Here is a 15,177-nt window from a genome sequence, read left to right as displayed (position 1 = left end):
TAGAAGGAATATTTTCTATGTGTCGATTATTTGGATTTAGATCAGTTATATTAAGTCAAGTTCACCAAAGCCTTGTTCAAGCAGACAATGCCCTTGAAGTTCAAAGCCGAGAGCACCCACATGGTTGGGGTGTTGCCTATTATGTGAGAAACTCTCCCCATATCATTAAATCGACTTGTGCAGCCCTTGAGGATAAGATCTTTAAAAAAGTGTCAGGTGTTGTCTCATCGCAAACTGTCCTTGGGCATATCCGTAAAGCGACGGTTGGGGAAACAAATATTCTAAATACTCACCCATTTCAATATGGCCATTGGACTTTTGCACACAATGGAAATATTAAAAACTTTGATGAATGTCGTGATAAGATCCTAGAGCATATCCCTGAATATTTTCAGAAATTTATTCTAGGAACAACTGACAGTGAAGTTCTCTTCTACTTTCTCCTTTCAAAGATCTCAAAAGAGATCAATTTAAGTGAAGAAGAAATTGATATCGAATTTGTCACAAATATTATCAACAGTGCGATTAATGAGCTCATTGAAATTATTGGAGATCTCAACTTTGATCCCAAAGCACCACCAACAGATAATTTTATTTCATTTATCCTAACAAATGGGAACCTAATGCTGGCCTTTAATGGCGGTAAAAAGCTCTTTTATTCAACTTACAAGAATAAATGTCTCGATCGCGATACTTGTAGTAGCTTCTCTCCAGAGTGTGAGGCGCCAACACAAACAGGATTCGTCAATCACCTGATCTTTTCAAGTGAGCCACTATCGGGAGATAATATCTGGATTGATCTAAAACCAATGGAGATCATGGGAGTTGATTTTAAGATGAGATTATTTAATAAGAATCTTAAATAGCTCGATAGAACTTCCCTGAGTTTAGATACTCATGGTAATCATCCATTTTATAGACTTTCATTTTACAGATTGAATAATCATAAATAACAGATTGAAGCATTTGTGGGTTTAGACGAGATGAAGCAAACGCTTCCCACAATGCCTTATACTCATTTCCGTCAATAGTTTCATCGGCAAAAAGGATATGACAAATGGCCAAGTATTTTAGCTTTGAGTCCTCCTTCTTAATCCCTTTAAAAACCCTTTCAATATAGTTCTTATTTAAGAAACCATTTATTTTTTCAAGATCATAGCGATCGTTTAGAACGAGGTTGATGATCAGAAGAATCTCCTCCTCAACAACTTTTCCAGAATAGATCTCATCAATGCCTTCAACGATCTCTTTTTTTCGTCCAGATTTAATAAAGTCCGCGAAGGTTGTTAACCTATTCTCATCTAACCTTAGAAAGTGTTTGGCAAATGTTAAAAATAACATATTGGCCATATCATAGAGCGGTTTTTGATCATGCCACACTTTACGAATGAATGAACGATTCTTCTTAAAGACAGTTGGGACTTGAATTAAGACACTGAATAACCAAAAGACTTGCTCAATATTATTAACAATAAAGTTTTCATCGTAGTGTTCAAAGAACCACTTCTCTTCCTTTTCCGTTAACTCGTGATCTGCAAGTAGGACAATGAGAGAGATAAATGGTGAAACAACTTCCCAGCTGTCATCATGAAACTCCCCAAGGTGCATCTTCTTAACAACTGATTTCACAGCTGCAATTTCTTTCTTATTTACCTCTCCATCAGATTTCACGGCCTCCACAACTTCACTTCTCATTTTCAGAATTTCTTCCTTTGAGTAAGCATTTACGGCCAAGACATTTTTTATATCAAATGAATGGATTGGAACCTTCGGCATATGTCCGCTAATGTGACGTAAGATCTTTCTTAAGCTCTCAAACTCGGCTTGATCGAGAATGCCGTCATTTGAATATGAGATCATTAATGAAAACAAAAGCGCATTAGAATAATCTCTTAGGCCCGCTTGATTAAAATATTGAGTGCGATAAAAGCTATCTCTAATATATTCAAGATCAGACTCTTCGATCTCTAGATGTTCATAGGCTTCACGTAAAATATGAGGCGCCTTCTTATTTCTTATCTTAGTACTAAAGATATCAAATAGACGAAAGAAGACCTGCTTCTTTTCTTCATAGCTAAACTTAGCATTCATATACTTAAATGAACTCTTCCAACGATTAAAAAATGATTGATCATTATCGATATCGCTAATAAGTTTTTCTACTTGATTATATGAACTAAAAGACCATGAGTAGAAATAAGCAAAGAAGTTCTTACGAAGTACCTTATCAATATGTAAGTCTTCACATATCTCATGGCACATCAATAGGATGACATCTTCTTTAATCAACGCTTACCTCTTTTCTTTCCGTTGAAAATCTTTATCTTCGGAACATACGTATAACAGGCCCCTAAATAAAAGGAACATATAATATAATAAACCCAAATCATCGCCACGAGTAGGTTATAAAAACTTCCGTAATCACTAACTAAATCATCTTTAAAATACTTAAGATAAACCCAATAAGTCGACTTCCCAATGAAGAAGCACATAACGAAGACACATGCTCCACAAAGAGCATCTTTATAACTTACCTTGATTTGCGCTGAAACCTTATAGACAAGAGCAAAGGTTGTGATGGTAAAAGGTAGTAAAAGTAATTCGATAAGGTAATAGAGTTCATTAGAATGATTGGTTATATTTGATAAGAGGCCAACGATGACATTCTTTTCCATAAGAAAAGACACCACTAGAAAAAAGAGAGCTAAAACGATGCCAAAAATAGCAGACCTAAGATCGTCTTGAATCATCCCACCGTCGATATCGACTTTTGAAAGAGTGTTAATTCCAAAAATAAATGAGGTGCTAATCCCTAGACAGGCAAAGAACCAGAGTCCTAGTTGGTGCCAATCGACGAATGAGCCCTTCACCTGCTCTTCAACTAAATGCTTAATTGCATTTAAAACAGACGTATCAATTTGTGGAAAATTTGAGAAGATCATAGAGATAATATGTTCTTTGGCCGTATCACTATCTCCTAAGTAGGCACCAATAATAGAAATTAAGATCATGATGGCCGGGCCAAAACTTAAGATGGTAAAGAATGTTGTCGCCCCAGCAAGAACCTCGCCCTTCCTCTTCTTAAATAAGAAAATAGAAGCAATTAAGCGAAGTACGAATGTCTTACAAAATTCAAGAAAGTCTTTTTCAATTTTGTCAGGATCGAGCCTAACGGCGTTCATATACTTTTTCATTTTCTATTCAGGCACAAATACCCGACTCCCTATCTCTACTTTTCATCGATTCCTATATATATTCATCGGTTATAAATCCCTGAATTTTAGTCTGTTCATTCTTTTTTTTAGCGCAATTTTAAGTACCTATGAAAATTAGCCGATAAGTAAGATTAGCTGATGGTCAAAGATTACCATCTCAAACTGCCTTTAAAATGGTGGTAAAATACTAAGGTGGCCATCGCCACTTCTAGGATGGAGAAAATAATGGGTAAGTTAGTAATCGCAATTTCATTAATGTATTTATCGTCACAATTTTCTTTTGCAAGAAAGCCAGCGGTAGAAGATACATACTCTTCTTCAATTGAAGAATATAAAGAAGTTGAACCTTCAAAAGCTAAGGGTTACGATTTTTCTCCAACAAGGAAGCCTTCGACAGCAAAGACTGAAAGAGTCCATAGCCCAGAACTTTTAAAAGTAGAAAGCTATACAGAAAGTAATGCTTCAGAAAGTCTACTCTACCTTTTCTTTATTCTTCTTCCTATTGCTGTTAGTGCCTATACATTCTTTAGAGCGAATAAAGACTCTTACGCAAATAGTTTAAAACGTGAAGAGTCAACTGATCACTCTAATGTAACTCACCTATCAGATAAGAGAAGTTCTAAAGAATCTGATGAAGTTAAAAAAGCTTCATAGAATCATTCCAAAGATTTCAATTTTATTTTTTATATGTTTGAGACCACTTACTCCCATTAATATGGGAGTAAGCTTTATAGACTGAACCACTAGAGATAACGACATCCAGTTGTCCATCCTTGTTAACATCCATGAAGTTTACGAGATGTGCTCGTTTATAAAGGCCATAATTATCTTTATTCTCTTGCCAGATTTGGCCAAAATTATGAATTTTAATATTATCTAGCTGACCATCTTCAACAACAATTCCCCATAAATTGGATGAGCCATAAGTATTGATATAATTAGTGCTGCCGTTGAATTGATAAAAGAGAGTTGCTGTCTTATTATCAGCAATCTTTCTTTTTTTGATTCGATAGAGATGAGAGTTAAATCCTGAGATTGGAAATTTATAACTAAAGATAAGTCGCTTCTGTACGTCATAGATCTGAAGAGTGGGTATTCCATCAACAATTGATGTCCCAATATACTCTCTTACGATATCCCCATTAATATCAACTTGATATAAGGCCGAATCTTTCTTGTAATGTACTTTCTCTTTTTTCTGCTCAACTTCCTTAGTCCCTTGAGTATAGAAATCATCGAGAAGCCAGGCATCCTGAGCAATACTATTTGTTGAAAATAATAAGATCGGGCAAAGGCCAATCATCCACTTTAATGACAACATATGTTAATTATAACATTGAGTTCAAATATCCACAGCACTATGCTCTTTTATTCCCCTATTTAACCAAAAACAGCTACAAACCTTGTTCCTGCGGGCATACAGCATTGACGTATGCTCGACTAATTCGATAATATTTTGCAATAGGACACACAGAGGGGACATAATGCAACGCCAGATTGGTTTTATTAAAAATCAGAATCAAATTATTATCAGAGATCTAAACAGCACGACTAAGAGCAAAATTGCTGATGTATCAGAAGTGTCTGAAGAGAACTTTGACTGTATTTTCTATTCTCCTGAATTATTAGAAGAAGAGAGCGTCCATAACTTTCTAAAGAAAGAATCAAAATATACTCCCCTTCATGAACTCGGTACGTTCTTTGAAAACTCTGAACAATTTGAAGCGGAGTCAAATGAGAAGCTTGAACAAGTATTTAATAAGATCTCAAGTAATTGGATCCTTCAAAATAATATCGTTCTCTTAGAGGAACTTTTTGAAGTTGTTGATCACCTTAAAGCTTTATGGCCAAATGATAGAACTGCTTTCTTTGAAGAGCTATGGCATATCTTTAAAATCAACCTTGGTGCTAACAAGTTAAAGCTTATTTATAATGATATTGAAGACGTTTCAAAAAATAGCGACAAGAAAGCGTTAGTTCACATCACGATTGATGGTGACAAGAAGCCAAATCCAGTCAAAGGTAAAGATTTTGAAGCAAAGCTTATGAAACACTTTGAAGAAGAATTCGTAAATGCTTTCCAAATAGTCGAGTATAACGAAGATAAGGGTGAGCTAACAATTTGCGGAAATATTCTAAAAAGCCCTTTTATAATCATGGCAAATATCGGCCAAATTACAAAGCTTCAAGAGTCAGTTCTTGCAACACTAATCAAAGCATTATCAAGATAAAAGAAAAGGCCCGTTTAACGGGCCTTTTTTATAATAATTTACAAAGATCAACAACTTTAGAATTCTGAATCTCAAAGCTCACCTTGTGTGGCACAGAGCTCTTTGAGTCTTTAATGACGACTTCATACTCTTTTGGAACACTATCACCTTGCGAGTTCATACCTGTCGCAAAAGGAATTCCCGGAACAAAGCGAATTGGTAATTTTTCTTCTCTTTGCTCTCCAAATAATTCAAAGCTAATCGATCCACGGATACATGCAGAGCTTGTCTGTAGGTAACCATAATATGCCTTGGCCATCGACTCAACTTGAATATTGCGAGACTCGCCTTCCTGAACAGAAATATCTTGTGCTATAAAGTGCTCACGTCCTGTCTTTTCAACTCGAATTGTCAGTAGTTCATTTGCACGAACTTTTAATCGGTTTAGAACATCGACACTTTGTTCAACACCATTGATATATAACTTATCTTTATTTCTACTGAAGTTTTTAAGCGTAATCGTTCCATTTTGATTACTTGTTGGAGCACGCTTAGTTTTCGCTTTTTCACCTGGCGCCTCTACAACCTCTGTCGGAGCTGACGACGAGTCTTTTAAGAATGGAATACGATCCTTAGCGAAGTAAACTCCTGCTGCAATCGCTGCAATAGAAGCAACATGAATGAAGTAATTCTTCTTCTTTGTTTCAACTTTCTTCTTTTTCTTTATACGCTTAATTTTTGTACTCGCACTTGTTTTATTAGAGCGAATATCAATCTTATTAATCTTTGTTTTTGCCGATCTTGATGCCATATCAAGCTTAGGTATTGAACCTTCAACTTGGATATCTGTTTGTTCATCAATATCAAGCTCAAAAAGGGCCTCTTTCTCTTTTCTCTTCTTAGCATCAGAAGGTTGAGTTGCATCAACGCTAGCATTTGAAGTAGGCTTGCCTTCTGTTTCATTCTTATAGTCTCTAATATATGGGCCTAGTTCAATTTGACCAAACTCATACATTCTTTCGCGATCTACTTTAATCTCGTCTTTAAATAGTTCTTTCGCGAAGTACGAAAGATCTGAAGAGTTAAAGTCTGGATACGTTGAATATAGGAACTTATTAAGAGCGCGAGCAAACTCTTCAAGAGATTGATAGCGCTTATTACGATCTTTATGAAGTGCTTTTAAAATGATCTTATCAAGTTCTTTTGGAACCATTGGATTGATTGAAGAAGGAACTGGAATTTTACATTCCTGAATCTTCTTTAAAACAGCTAGATCATTTGAAGCTTTAAATAATTTTCTTGAGCACAGCATTTCCCAAAGAGTAATTGCCGTTGCAAATAAGTCATAACGTGGATCAAGGTCTAATCCATCTAAGTATTCAGGAGCAAGGTAAGATAACTTCCCTTTGATTGTTCCCGCTTGAGTCGCTTCAGAGTTTGTTTCAGACTTTGCAATACCAAAGTCAATAACCTTAACAGAGCCATCAAAAGTTAACATGATATTGTGAGGTGAAATATCACGGTGAATGATATTAGCAGGCTTCCCTGTCAGCTTGTCTGTAAATGTGTGAGCATAGTGAAGACCTTGAGCGGCCTGAATCGTAATGAAAGACGAAATTTCTACTGGAAAAACATAATTATGTTCCTTCAGTTTATCGATATATTGTTTTAGGTTTCTCCCATCACAATATTCCATTGCAACGAAAAGCTGGCCATTATGAAAACCATAGTCATAGGTCTGAACAATATTTGGATGTAGTAAACCAAAGGTCGTTTTAATTTCATCCATAAACATTGTCTGAAATGCTTCATCAGATGAGAATTGTGGTTGAACCATTTTAATGGCAACAATTTTATCGGCCTGCTCCCCCAGAAAGCGCGCTCGACAAATCTTGGCCATACCACCATCAACTAAGTGATCTAGAATAAGGTATCGACCAAATCTTTCAAATTTCTTTTCTTCACTCATTACTAAAGCTCCTCGCATTTTTATCGGAGCTTTTAAGTTCAAACTTTAGATAAGTTTTTGACTAAAAATGCAGAGTTCTCGTTCTGAAATTAGGAAATTTGATCTCTAAATCACCGATATCAGATGTCGCACAGAGCGTTTTACTCTTGTATAAAGACAAAAAGAATTTATTGAAGTCAGGATGATTAGCAATGGCCAAATCAAAGTCATTTGTTACGACTGGCTGAAGCTCTTTCGATAAAACTTGATTATAAAACATTGCATGTGAAATTCGGTCAGAGTCTAAACTAAATGTAATGGAAACATAGACCGCTTTACATTCTTTTAGACGTCTTGATTCACTTTCAGAAAACCACTGCCAAAATGGAGAGCTTGGTTCCATTTTTGTTAAGAAAACATCATACATAAGATTTAGTTCTGAGTACCAAGATAGACGTTGAAATGTTAGTGCTTCATTCCAAGGCTTAGCGCCAGCAGTACCACCCTTGATAATTGATTCACCACTTTTGACAAAGTTCTTTGTCATATTTCCGCATGAAGTTAATAAAAACAGGGCAAAAAGAGCTAAAATTTTAGTTTTCATGTATCCAATTATAAGTTTCTTTGAAAATAATGTCTTGTTTTTTTATGGTCTTTACAGAATTAAACTCTGGGATCTCTATTTCATCTCTAAACTCACTCATAATCGTCTCAAAGATAATACTATCCTTATTACTACTAAAGATTAAGTTTCTACATTCCATGAAATAGACGTCTAATTGAACTTTTTTCAAGATTTGGTTAAGAACGATTAAGGTTCTCTTTGTAACAAAGTTATTAGCTGTTAAATCATTACTCTGCTTTGATAACTTAATATGAGAACGTGACAGAAAGTTTGGTTGCCAAGGTATTTTGGAAATCAATTCATTTTTAAGATTCTTATTAAACTCTGTGCGAATCTTTGGATTTAAAAAGATATTACCTTTTACATTATCGAATAAAGTAGAAAAAAGTAATGATATCAATGCACCCTGATTAACGGCCAAAGTATAGACCTCATCGCCTTGAGCAAGTTTACTATGGTGATAAAGTTCATTTAAAAAGTTCTTAACTTGATTGATACTTTCAAAGTGTCCACGTGTCCCAGAGCTTAGTCCATGGCCAAGATAATCAAAGGAAACAACATTAACTCCTTCTTCGACAAGCAAAGGAATCAAACTATCATAGGTATAGTGGCCACCACCAATATCATGAAAAAGAATGAGGGTTTTAGCACCCTCTTTATCACAGCGATACTCACGAATATAGATCGAAGTATCCATCTGAGATTAACCGATATAGCTTTTGATCGAGCTTTCTGCTTCATCAGATAAATTAACAAAGCGTAGAGCAAAACCTTGGTTTTCATTTAAGTGACGAACCACAAGTCCAGAAGCAATAAAGTGGTAATCAGTATTTTCAGGGTGAACATTTAACGTTACTTCATCCCCTACATTGAATGGAAAGTTTGAAACAAGAACTTGCATTCCACCAATTGAGATATCGCGACAAACACCTTCAAACACCTGTTGAGAATCATGGAAGAACATACGTGCCACAAATGGCTTGCGCTGATTAAGTCTTCTTTCATCGTCAGTAATTAAAGGAGGAACAGAGCCCATGACTCTTTTTGCAATTGGAGTTTCAGCAAGAAAAACCCATTCATTCTCACCTGGAATATAAGCGAGAGTTTTTTCATTGATACGATTTTGTTGATAGGCCTTTTGTAAATCAATCACACTAAATGGGCCATACTCTACTTCATCAGTACCGCGATCAAGTCCAATTTTTATCGTAATGATTTTTTCATCATCTTTGATATCGTCCCATGAATAGAGAACAACATGCTGATCATCAATAACAGGAGGCATATCAAGCTCAGGAGGTAGCTCATCGACTACTCTTTTATTTAATAAGTGTCCTAGTTCAGTGGCCTCAGAAATTAACTTCCAATTATCAAACCCCTTTGTCCAAACATAGCTATCAGGTGTGAGCTTCCCCTTTCCAAATAGAACTTCAACCTCTTCCAATTCGACAGGTCCTACTCTTTCACCTTTTTCAACGTAATACCATTGTGCCATATTCTTCTCCGTTTGCTTTGACCTTCCTATTTTAACCTGTTGATATCATTAACAAAATTAATGAAAAATATTGCCCCTAAGAAGCATTAAATGGGAATAATACTTTAGTAAAAAAGGCCGAATTATATTTAAGTTTTATTTTTTCTTAACCGAAGAGTTAATTGATGAAAAAGATCTTAATCGTTTTGACATTATTATTTATGGCCTCATGTGCGAAAGAAGAATTTGCGACTCGCAAGAATTCAGACTCATTTGGGACAGATCCTACTCAAACAGTTAACAGTGAAATGTGTTCTAGATTTACTTATATTAGGCCACCTGTTGATCTTCTCTTTGTATGGGATAATTCAAAAAGTACGAGCTTTATTAGCAACCAAACGAAGACTGCATTAAATAATGTTGTTAATGATATCGCGGATCGATTCGACTACCAAGTGCTTATGGCGCCACTTATCGGCTCGGGCAATAGTGAAACCTACTTCTTTTCTCGTGAAGGAATTAGTCCTTCAGGGGTGACGACAGTTTCTCGCTATGCCGCTTCAAATGTTATCTCAAATTTCAGTCCGGGATCAGGGACTCGTGAAGGTGGACTTTCACGAATTAATGAATTAGTAAAACTTAATCAATTAAATGGTGCTCTTAGAAAGAATGCCCATACAATTATTGTCATCATGTCTAACGAAGATGATAACTCTTGGAACACAACAGGATCAAATCTCTCTAATAATACCATTTTTTCTGTAAGGTATCGTAAGGCCATGGCCCACGACCTTCTTTGTATGCGTGGTAATTATAATGGAGCTCTCTACGATCAATCAGTTTATACGTCATCAGAACAGCGAGACCTTGGAATAAGCCGTAGTACATATGCTACATTTAATAAATCATGTAGTAATGTAGGAAGCTATGAGCTTAACTCATCAATGCTAAGACTTATCTCACTTGCACCATCTGTTGACCCAGAGTCTTATAGCTGTCCACAGATCTCTAAAGGTGAGAAGAACTTTAATTATCATGGTGCTAGTGACCTGATCTATAATCAGCCTTATGAAAACTTAAGTGGAAGTAATCCATATCCATTCCCACGTTCTAATAATTCATACAATGGCTTTGGTTACAACGATAATGTCGATGTTTGTACTCAAAAAACAAGCTTCAATAATGTTTTTGACCATGTCTATAACTCAATTCAAGATGCAATCTTACACCATAAGTATAACTACTGGAAAGTTGCTGAACCAGGAGCTCGTATTGATACGAACTCTCTTATTATTACAAAGTATGTAAGAGGGAGCTCTCAAGCTGGAACACCAATTCTTGAAGGTACAAGTAATGGCTATACATATATTGGAGAGAGAGGAAATTTTGCGACGAGATACTCTCCTTCAGTTGGAGAGGAGCATTCTGGTCACTTCATTCGTCTTAATGGGAATGCCATTGTGGAACATCCAGAATGTTTAGTTGTCAGTTACCAAACACCACAAAACTTCTATGGATATGTGAAGCTTAATAGTAAGCCTGTTGAAAGCTCGATTACACTTAAGATTAATGGCCAGACTATTAATAAGAGTTCAACGAATGGTTGGCAGTTAATGAAGTCAGGATCAAATCCTGCTTACTACTCTAACTTCAATATTAAGATTACAAGTCCGACTGATGACACACCAGCAATTCCAGTCATGAATGAGACAGGATATTTCCTAAAACTTTTTGGAAATGCTGTTTACAGTGATGGGGCAAATGTTGAAGTAAACTTCTATCCAACTGGAAATTAATAACTATTGCCGGCCTTTTCTTCATTGATACGTTGCCAAGCAACTTGAAAGATTAGGCCCGGTAGAATTTTAATTAATTTATCGATATCTACCATATTCGTCATATTGCCTTTATCATCCACAAAAATATCTTCCACAATTCCAGCGAGAATAGCTGGACGAATATCTTCAGGACTTACAATGGCCTCACCTTCTTTTAGCTCAGCTATAATTGCAGTTAAGTCGGCAGATGCTTTTCCTTTAGTAATACCTTTAGCAAGGAGTTGATTCTTCATTCGAGAAAGAATGAGATTACATTTCTTTGATGTTTTTGTTTTCTTATCATCTGTTTTTATTTTTTCTGCATTAACAAAAGCAACAATACTTCGAAGATTTTCTAAATTAGGAATCTTAACAAGTTTTGGTTGTCCATCCTTATCATCTTCCATGCTAATTAAGCCTTCTCTTTTTAGAAGTTCAATCATCTCTTCAAACTTGATTTCTGAAACACCAAAAATATCGAATAAGTAATAACGAATAGAGCTGATATGAATGCGGTGGGCACCGTCCTCACCTTTTTGAGCGTGTACTTTTGATGAAAGATAAATTCCTGCAAGAATTCTTAGTACATCAGTTGTATGAAAGAAAACATACTCACCAACTTTACCATCTTTACCAAAACCAACAGAGTTGGTCTCAAGTGCTTTTACACGATCATTCGTCTTCCTCAAGCGTTCAGCAAGAGTATTAACGATTGTTTTAAACCACGGATTAAGTCCCTGCATCGTCTTATCGAACGCAGAAAATGTGACACGAACAACATCTGTAGGAACAATAGCGGCAGCAGAACAACTTCTTCTTGAACCTTTATTATCAAAATAGGCCATCTCACCAATTACTTCACCGGCGCGAAGAATAGCGATTTCAACAAAGCCCTGTCCTTTTGGGATATAGAGTCTAATTTGTCCTTTTTGAATAATATAGAGAGAATCTGCTGGATCGTTTTGGTTGAAAAGAACTTCACCCGCCTTGAAACGTACGATACCAGATTTATGTTGTTTTTGTGTTTGAGCTTGGGCCATCCATAGTCCTACTTAAAAAGCAGGACTACGAAAGTCCTGCTTATTTATTTAATTTTTTCTAATATCAATGATAACGCTTCACCGCCACCGATGCAAATAGAGGCCAAACCGTACTTTGCATTTTGGTTTTTCATGGCAGTCATAAGAGTTACAACAATACGAGTCCCTGAAGTTCCGATTGGGTGACCAAGAGATACACCTGAACCGTAGATATTAAGTTTTGCGTGATCAATTCCCATCTCTTCCATTGCGGCCATTGGTACAGCTGCGAAAGCTTCGTTGATTTCAAAAACATCAATATCTGAAAGTTTTAGTCCAGTTTTCTCTAAGTTCTTTTTCATTGCTTCGATTGGAGCAGTCGTAAACCAAGTTGGCGCTTGAGCGTGTGATGCCCAACCAACGATTTTAAAATCTGCTTGGTCTTTATACTCTTCACCAGCAAGAACAACAGCAGCTGCTCCATCATTAATTGTTGAAGCGTTAGCAGCAGTGATTGTTCCATCTTTTTTGAAAGCTGGTCTTAGACCTGGAATCTTATCAAATTTTGCTTTGAATGGTCCTTCGTCTTCAGAAACAACAGTGTCACCTTTACGGCCTTTGATTGTTACTGGAGCAATTTCATCTTTAAAGATCCCTGCTTCAATTGCAGCTTGAGCTCTTTTAAAAGACTCAATTGAGTATGCATCTTGTGCTTCACGAGTAAGGTTATATTTTTCAGTACACTCTTCTGCACAATTTCCCATTGCTTGGTCAGAGTAAACATCCCATAGTCCATCCCATTGCATAGCATCTTTAACTTCTGCTGCACCAAATTTTGCAACACCAGTTCTAGAATTCATTAGTAAGTGTGGAGCTTGTGACATATTTTCCATACCACCAGCAACAACAACTTGGTTGTCTCCTGTCATAATTGACTGAGCACCAGAGATGATTGTTTTCATTCCTGATCCACAAACTTTATTAATTGTTGTACATGGAGTTGCTTCACTTAGACCTGCGAAGATCGCAGCTTGGCGAGCTGGCGCTTGTCCAACACCGGCCTGAACAACGTTACCCATAAATACTTCATCAACTTTATCTTTAGCGATTCCTGCTTTTTCAACAGCAGCTTCGATTGCAGTTGCACCTAAACGAGTTGCTCCAACTTGAGAAAGTGAGCTTAGAAAACTTCCACTTGGTGTTCTTGCACCTGATAAAATATAAACGCTCATTATTTACTCCTTTTATTTAGTCTTAATTAAAGTCCAGATATATTGACACACAAACGGTGGCTTGTTAATTATCTTCTACTTCTATATAGATTTTCACAGCGTTAAAAAGGATATTGCGAATGCTTTCAAGAACAAACGGGCCATTTTTAATTGATCTTCCAAACGAGTGGGCAGATTCGGTACTTGAACTTCTTCAAGATACATATCGCAATGAGTTATTTGACGCAAATAAAGTGTTCGAGATCTATGGAAGACTCTATAAAGGTGAAGTTCTTGTTATGGCCTCTCTTGTTGATACATCGAACGAAGCGGCTGCAGCAACAACTTACTTCGCATCAATGGACCTTGAAGAAAATGGGGACCACACAAAGCTTCTTGAAGGCCTAGTAGACTCAATCGGTGCTTTCTTCGATCAATTCTTTGCAGACGAAAACTGGGATGATTACCAGGATATGTGGAAGGAAGAAACTTTCAAGGGAACAACTCTATACTGCAAAGTGACAAGAGAGAATGTTGGCCTCACAATCCAGGCCGATAGACTTCTCAATCAGTAACACACAGCATCCACAGCTTAACTCACGTTAACTTGCCAGAGCCACTTATCTCTAATAGCATTTTTATATAAATATTCATTAGAGAGGGATTTTTATGAAGAAGCTACTTTGTTTAGCGCTGCTACTTTTTCTAACTCAAAAGATTTGGGCACAAGAAGAAAGACACCGCACAGTGGAAGGTCAAATTAACTGGGGACCTTTTGTTAATTGTGAGATCTACAATAACTCACATCGACGTATGACAGTTCTTGATTATCAATACACGATTACATACACAAATGGATTTCAAAGAACTTTTAATTACCTTTGCCAGCATGGCTGCAACGTTAGAAGTTTTGACTTCACAAGGTTCTCGGGGCCAACGAATCATCCAAATATCATGGCGGCAACTTGTCGTGCCCATGTTTTTAAAGAAAGAAGAAATCGTCGTCATTAAAATAACGAAAAAAGAAAGCCTCCATAACGGAGGCTTTTTTATTTAAATAATTTTGCTCTGTACTTAGGCTTAATTAAGTTTTCAACAGATAAGATTTCATCAAGCTCTTCTTCAGATAGTAGTTTCTTCTCAAGAACTAGCTCACGAATTGATTTTCCAGTCTTAACCGCTTCCTTTCCAATAACATCACCCATATGGTGACCAATAAATGGATTTAAATACGTAATGATCCCAACTGAGTTAAGAACCATATTTGTCGTATGCTCTTCATTGGCAGTAATCCCCTCGATACATTTCTCTTTTAACGTCGTTGCCGCATGGCTTAGAAGATCAACTGATTCAAAAAGAGACTGAGCAATTACTGGCTCCATTACATTTAGCTGAAGTTGGCCCGCTTCTGAGGCCATCGTAATTGTCATATCATTTCCAATAACCTTGAAACAAACTTGATTAACAACTTCTGGAATAACTGGATTTACCTTTGCTGGCATAATTGAAGAACCGGCTTGAAGCTCAGGAAGATTGATTTCATTAAAACCACAACGAGGTCCAGAAGATAGAAGTCTTAGGTCATTACAAATTTTTGAAAGCTTAACGGCAGTTCTTTTAAGTGAGCCCGAAATCATGACATAAGCGCCACAATCTGA

At 36.5% G+C, this 15,177-nt stretch carries 16 protein-coding genes; 6 read left to right on the top strand and 10 right to left on the bottom strand.

The window, feature by feature from the left end; translation table 11 throughout:
- Positions 1 to 17 precede the first annotated feature (17 nt).
- Positions 18 to 866 (top strand): class II glutamine amidotransferase, encoded by an 849-nt coding sequence (locus ABMA79_RS00570; protein ID WP_392857371.1) that lies wholly within the window; start codon positions 18 to 20, stop codon positions 864 to 866.
- Here the strand turns inward: ABMA79_RS00570 and ABMA79_RS00565 are convergent.
- Complete coding sequence (locus ABMA79_RS00565; RefSeq protein ID WP_393089403.1) at positions 859 to 2,289, bottom strand: hypothetical protein; 1,431 nt, start codon at positions 2,287 to 2,289, stop codon at positions 859 to 861. The two genes, ABMA79_RS00570 and ABMA79_RS00565, sit on opposite strands and share 8 nt — an antisense overlap.
- On the bottom strand, positions 2,286 to 3,194 hold the full coding sequence (locus tag ABMA79_RS00560; protein ID WP_392857376.1) for a YihY/virulence factor BrkB family protein: 909 nt from the start codon (positions 3,192 to 3,194) through the stop codon (positions 2,286 to 2,288). Before ABMA79_RS00560 ends, ABMA79_RS00565 begins: the two co-directional genes overlap by 4 nt.
- Before the next feature lie 246 nt (positions 3,195 to 3,440).
- Between ABMA79_RS00560 and ABMA79_RS00555 the strand changes: the two genes are divergently transcribed.
- Complete coding sequence (locus ABMA79_RS00555; RefSeq protein ID WP_392857379.1) at positions 3,441 to 3,869, top strand: hypothetical protein; 429 nt, start codon at positions 3,441 to 3,443, stop codon at positions 3,867 to 3,869.
- Positions 3,870 to 3,891: 22 nt separating this feature from the next.
- On the opposite strand, the gene ABMA79_RS00550 is transcribed toward ABMA79_RS00555, so the two are convergent.
- Positions 3,892 to 4,536 carry a hypothetical protein gene (locus ABMA79_RS00550; RefSeq protein ID WP_392857381.1) on the bottom strand — a complete coding sequence of 215 codons (645 nt, stop codon included), beginning with the start codon at positions 4,534 to 4,536 and terminating at the stop codon, positions 3,892 to 3,894.
- 163 nt (positions 4,537 to 4,699) lie between these two features.
- Here ABMA79_RS00550 and ABMA79_RS00545 point away from each other — a divergent pair, with 163 nt between their 5' ends.
- Positions 4,700 to 5,446 (top strand): hypothetical protein, encoded by a 747-nt coding sequence (locus ABMA79_RS00545; RefSeq protein ID WP_392857382.1) that lies wholly within the window; start codon positions 4,700 to 4,702, stop codon positions 5,444 to 5,446.
- A 28-nt stretch (positions 5,447 to 5,474) separates the two neighbouring features.
- Here ABMA79_RS00545 and ABMA79_RS00540 read toward each other — a convergent pair whose 3' ends face one another.
- The 4 genes from ABMA79_RS00540 to ABMA79_RS00525 form a co-directional block, all read right to left on the bottom strand.
- Entirely contained in the window at positions 5,475 to 7,394 is a 1,920-nt protein-coding gene (locus ABMA79_RS00540; protein WP_393089402.1) for a serine/threonine protein kinase, read from the bottom strand.
- A gap of 61 nt (positions 7,395 to 7,455) precedes the next feature.
- Entirely contained in the window at positions 7,456 to 7,977 is a 522-nt protein-coding gene (locus tag ABMA79_RS00535; protein WP_392857386.1) for a hypothetical protein, read from the bottom strand.
- Positions 7,967 to 8,695: an alpha/beta hydrolase gene (locus ABMA79_RS00530; RefSeq protein ID WP_393089399.1), complete on the bottom strand. Its 729-nt coding sequence runs from the start codon at positions 8,693 to 8,695 to the stop codon at positions 7,967 to 7,969. The genes ABMA79_RS00535 and ABMA79_RS00530 overlap by 11 nt, the downstream gene beginning before the upstream one ends.
- Positions 8,696 to 8,701: 6 nt before the next feature.
- Positions 8,702 to 9,493, bottom strand: a complete 792-nt coding sequence (locus ABMA79_RS00525; RefSeq protein WP_392857390.1) for a GYF domain-containing protein — start codon at positions 9,491 to 9,493, stop codon at positions 8,702 to 8,704.
- 164 nt (positions 9,494 to 9,657) lie between these two features.
- On the opposite strand from ABMA79_RS00525, the gene ABMA79_RS00520 reads away from it, so the two are divergent.
- Positions 9,658 to 11,268 carry a hypothetical protein gene (locus ABMA79_RS00520; RefSeq protein ID WP_393089397.1) on the top strand — a complete coding sequence of 537 codons (1,611 nt, stop codon included), beginning with the start codon at positions 9,658 to 9,660 and terminating at the stop codon, positions 11,266 to 11,268.
- On the opposite strand, the gene ABMA79_RS00515 is transcribed toward ABMA79_RS00520, so the two are convergent.
- On the bottom strand, positions 11,265 to 12,329 hold the full coding sequence (locus ABMA79_RS00515) for a Crp/Fnr family transcriptional regulator (protein ID WP_393089394.1): 1,065 nt from the start codon (positions 12,327 to 12,329) through the stop codon (positions 11,265 to 11,267). The two genes, ABMA79_RS00520 and ABMA79_RS00515, sit on opposite strands and share 4 nt — an antisense overlap.
- Before the next feature lie 44 nt (positions 12,330 to 12,373).
- Positions 12,374 to 13,540, bottom strand: coding sequence for a thiolase family protein (locus tag ABMA79_RS00510; protein WP_392857397.1), 1,167 nt, complete (start codon positions 13,538 to 13,540; stop codon positions 12,374 to 12,376).
- 119 nt (positions 13,541 to 13,659) lie between these two features.
- Here ABMA79_RS00510 and ABMA79_RS00505 point away from each other — a divergent pair, with 119 nt between their 5' ends.
- Both ABMA79_RS00505 and ABMA79_RS00500 read left to right on the top strand, forming a co-directional pair.
- On the top strand, positions 13,660 to 14,094 hold the full coding sequence (locus ABMA79_RS00505; RefSeq protein WP_392912048.1) for a hypothetical protein: 435 nt from the start codon (positions 13,660 to 13,662) through the stop codon (positions 14,092 to 14,094).
- Positions 14,095 to 14,188: 94 nt separating this feature from the next.
- Positions 14,189 to 14,530 carry a hypothetical protein gene (locus ABMA79_RS00500; protein ID WP_392857399.1) on the top strand — a complete coding sequence of 114 codons (342 nt, stop codon included), beginning with the start codon at positions 14,189 to 14,191 and terminating at the stop codon, positions 14,528 to 14,530.
- Between the two features lie 38 nt (positions 14,531 to 14,568).
- Here the strand turns inward: ABMA79_RS00500 and ABMA79_RS00495 are convergent.
- Positions 14,569 to 15,177 (bottom strand): lyase family protein (locus ABMA79_RS00495; RefSeq protein WP_393089391.1); only part of this gene is annotated, 609 nt, incomplete at its 5' end.

Source organism: Halobacteriovorax sp. HFRX-2_2 (assembly GCF_043196705.1).
Classification (GTDB): Bacteria; Bdellovibrionota; Bacteriovoracia; order Bacteriovoracales; family Bacteriovoracaceae; genus Halobacteriovorax_A.
Note: the sequence above shows the minus strand (reverse complement) of the source record. Positions and strands in the feature narration are given on the sequence as shown.

Coding starts and splice junctions, on each gene's coding strand:
- ABMA79_RS00570 (WP_392857371.1), top strand. CDS start 18: ATGTGTCGATTATTTGGATTTAGATCAGTTATATTAAGTCAAGTTCAC.
- ABMA79_RS00560 (WP_392857376.1), bottom strand. CDS start 3,194: ATGAAAAAGTATATGAACGCCGTTAGGCTCGATCCTGACAAAATTGAA.
- ABMA79_RS00555 (WP_392857379.1), top strand. CDS start 3,441: ATGGGTAAGTTAGTAATCGCAATTTCATTAATGTATTTATCGTCACAA.
- ABMA79_RS00550 (WP_392857381.1), bottom strand. CDS start 4,536: ATGTTGTCATTAAAGTGGATGATTGGCCTTTGCCCGATCTTATTATTT.
- ABMA79_RS00545 (WP_392857382.1), top strand. CDS start 4,700: ATGCAACGCCAGATTGGTTTTATTAAAAATCAGAATCAAATTATTATC.
- ABMA79_RS00540 (WP_393089402.1), bottom strand. CDS start 7,394: ATGAGTGAAGAAAAGAAATTTGAAAGATTTGGTCGATACCTTATTCTA.
- ABMA79_RS00535 (WP_392857386.1), bottom strand. CDS start 7,977: ATGAAAACTAAAATTTTAGCTCTTTTTGCCCTGTTTTTATTAACTTCA.
- ABMA79_RS00530 (WP_393089399.1), bottom strand. CDS start 8,695: ATGGATACTTCGATCTATATTCGTGAGTATCGCTGTGATAAAGAGGGT.
- ABMA79_RS00525 (WP_392857390.1), bottom strand. CDS start 9,493: ATGGCACAATGGTATTACGTTGAAAAAGGTGAAAGAGTAGGACCTGTC.
- ABMA79_RS00520 (WP_393089397.1), top strand. CDS start 9,658: ATGAAAAAGATCTTAATCGTTTTGACATTATTATTTATGGCCTCATGT.
- ABMA79_RS00515 (WP_393089394.1), bottom strand. CDS start 12,329: ATGGCCCAAGCTCAAACACAAAAACAACATAAATCTGGTATCGTACGT.
- ABMA79_RS00510 (WP_392857397.1), bottom strand. CDS start 13,540: ATGAGCGTTTATATTTTATCAGGTGCAAGAACACCAAGTGGAAGTTTT.
- ABMA79_RS00505 (WP_392912048.1), top strand. CDS start 13,660: ATGCTTTCAAGAACAAACGGGCCATTTTTAATTGATCTTCCAAACGAG.
- ABMA79_RS00500 (WP_392857399.1), top strand. CDS start 14,189: ATGAAGAAGCTACTTTGTTTAGCGCTGCTACTTTTTCTAACTCAAAAG.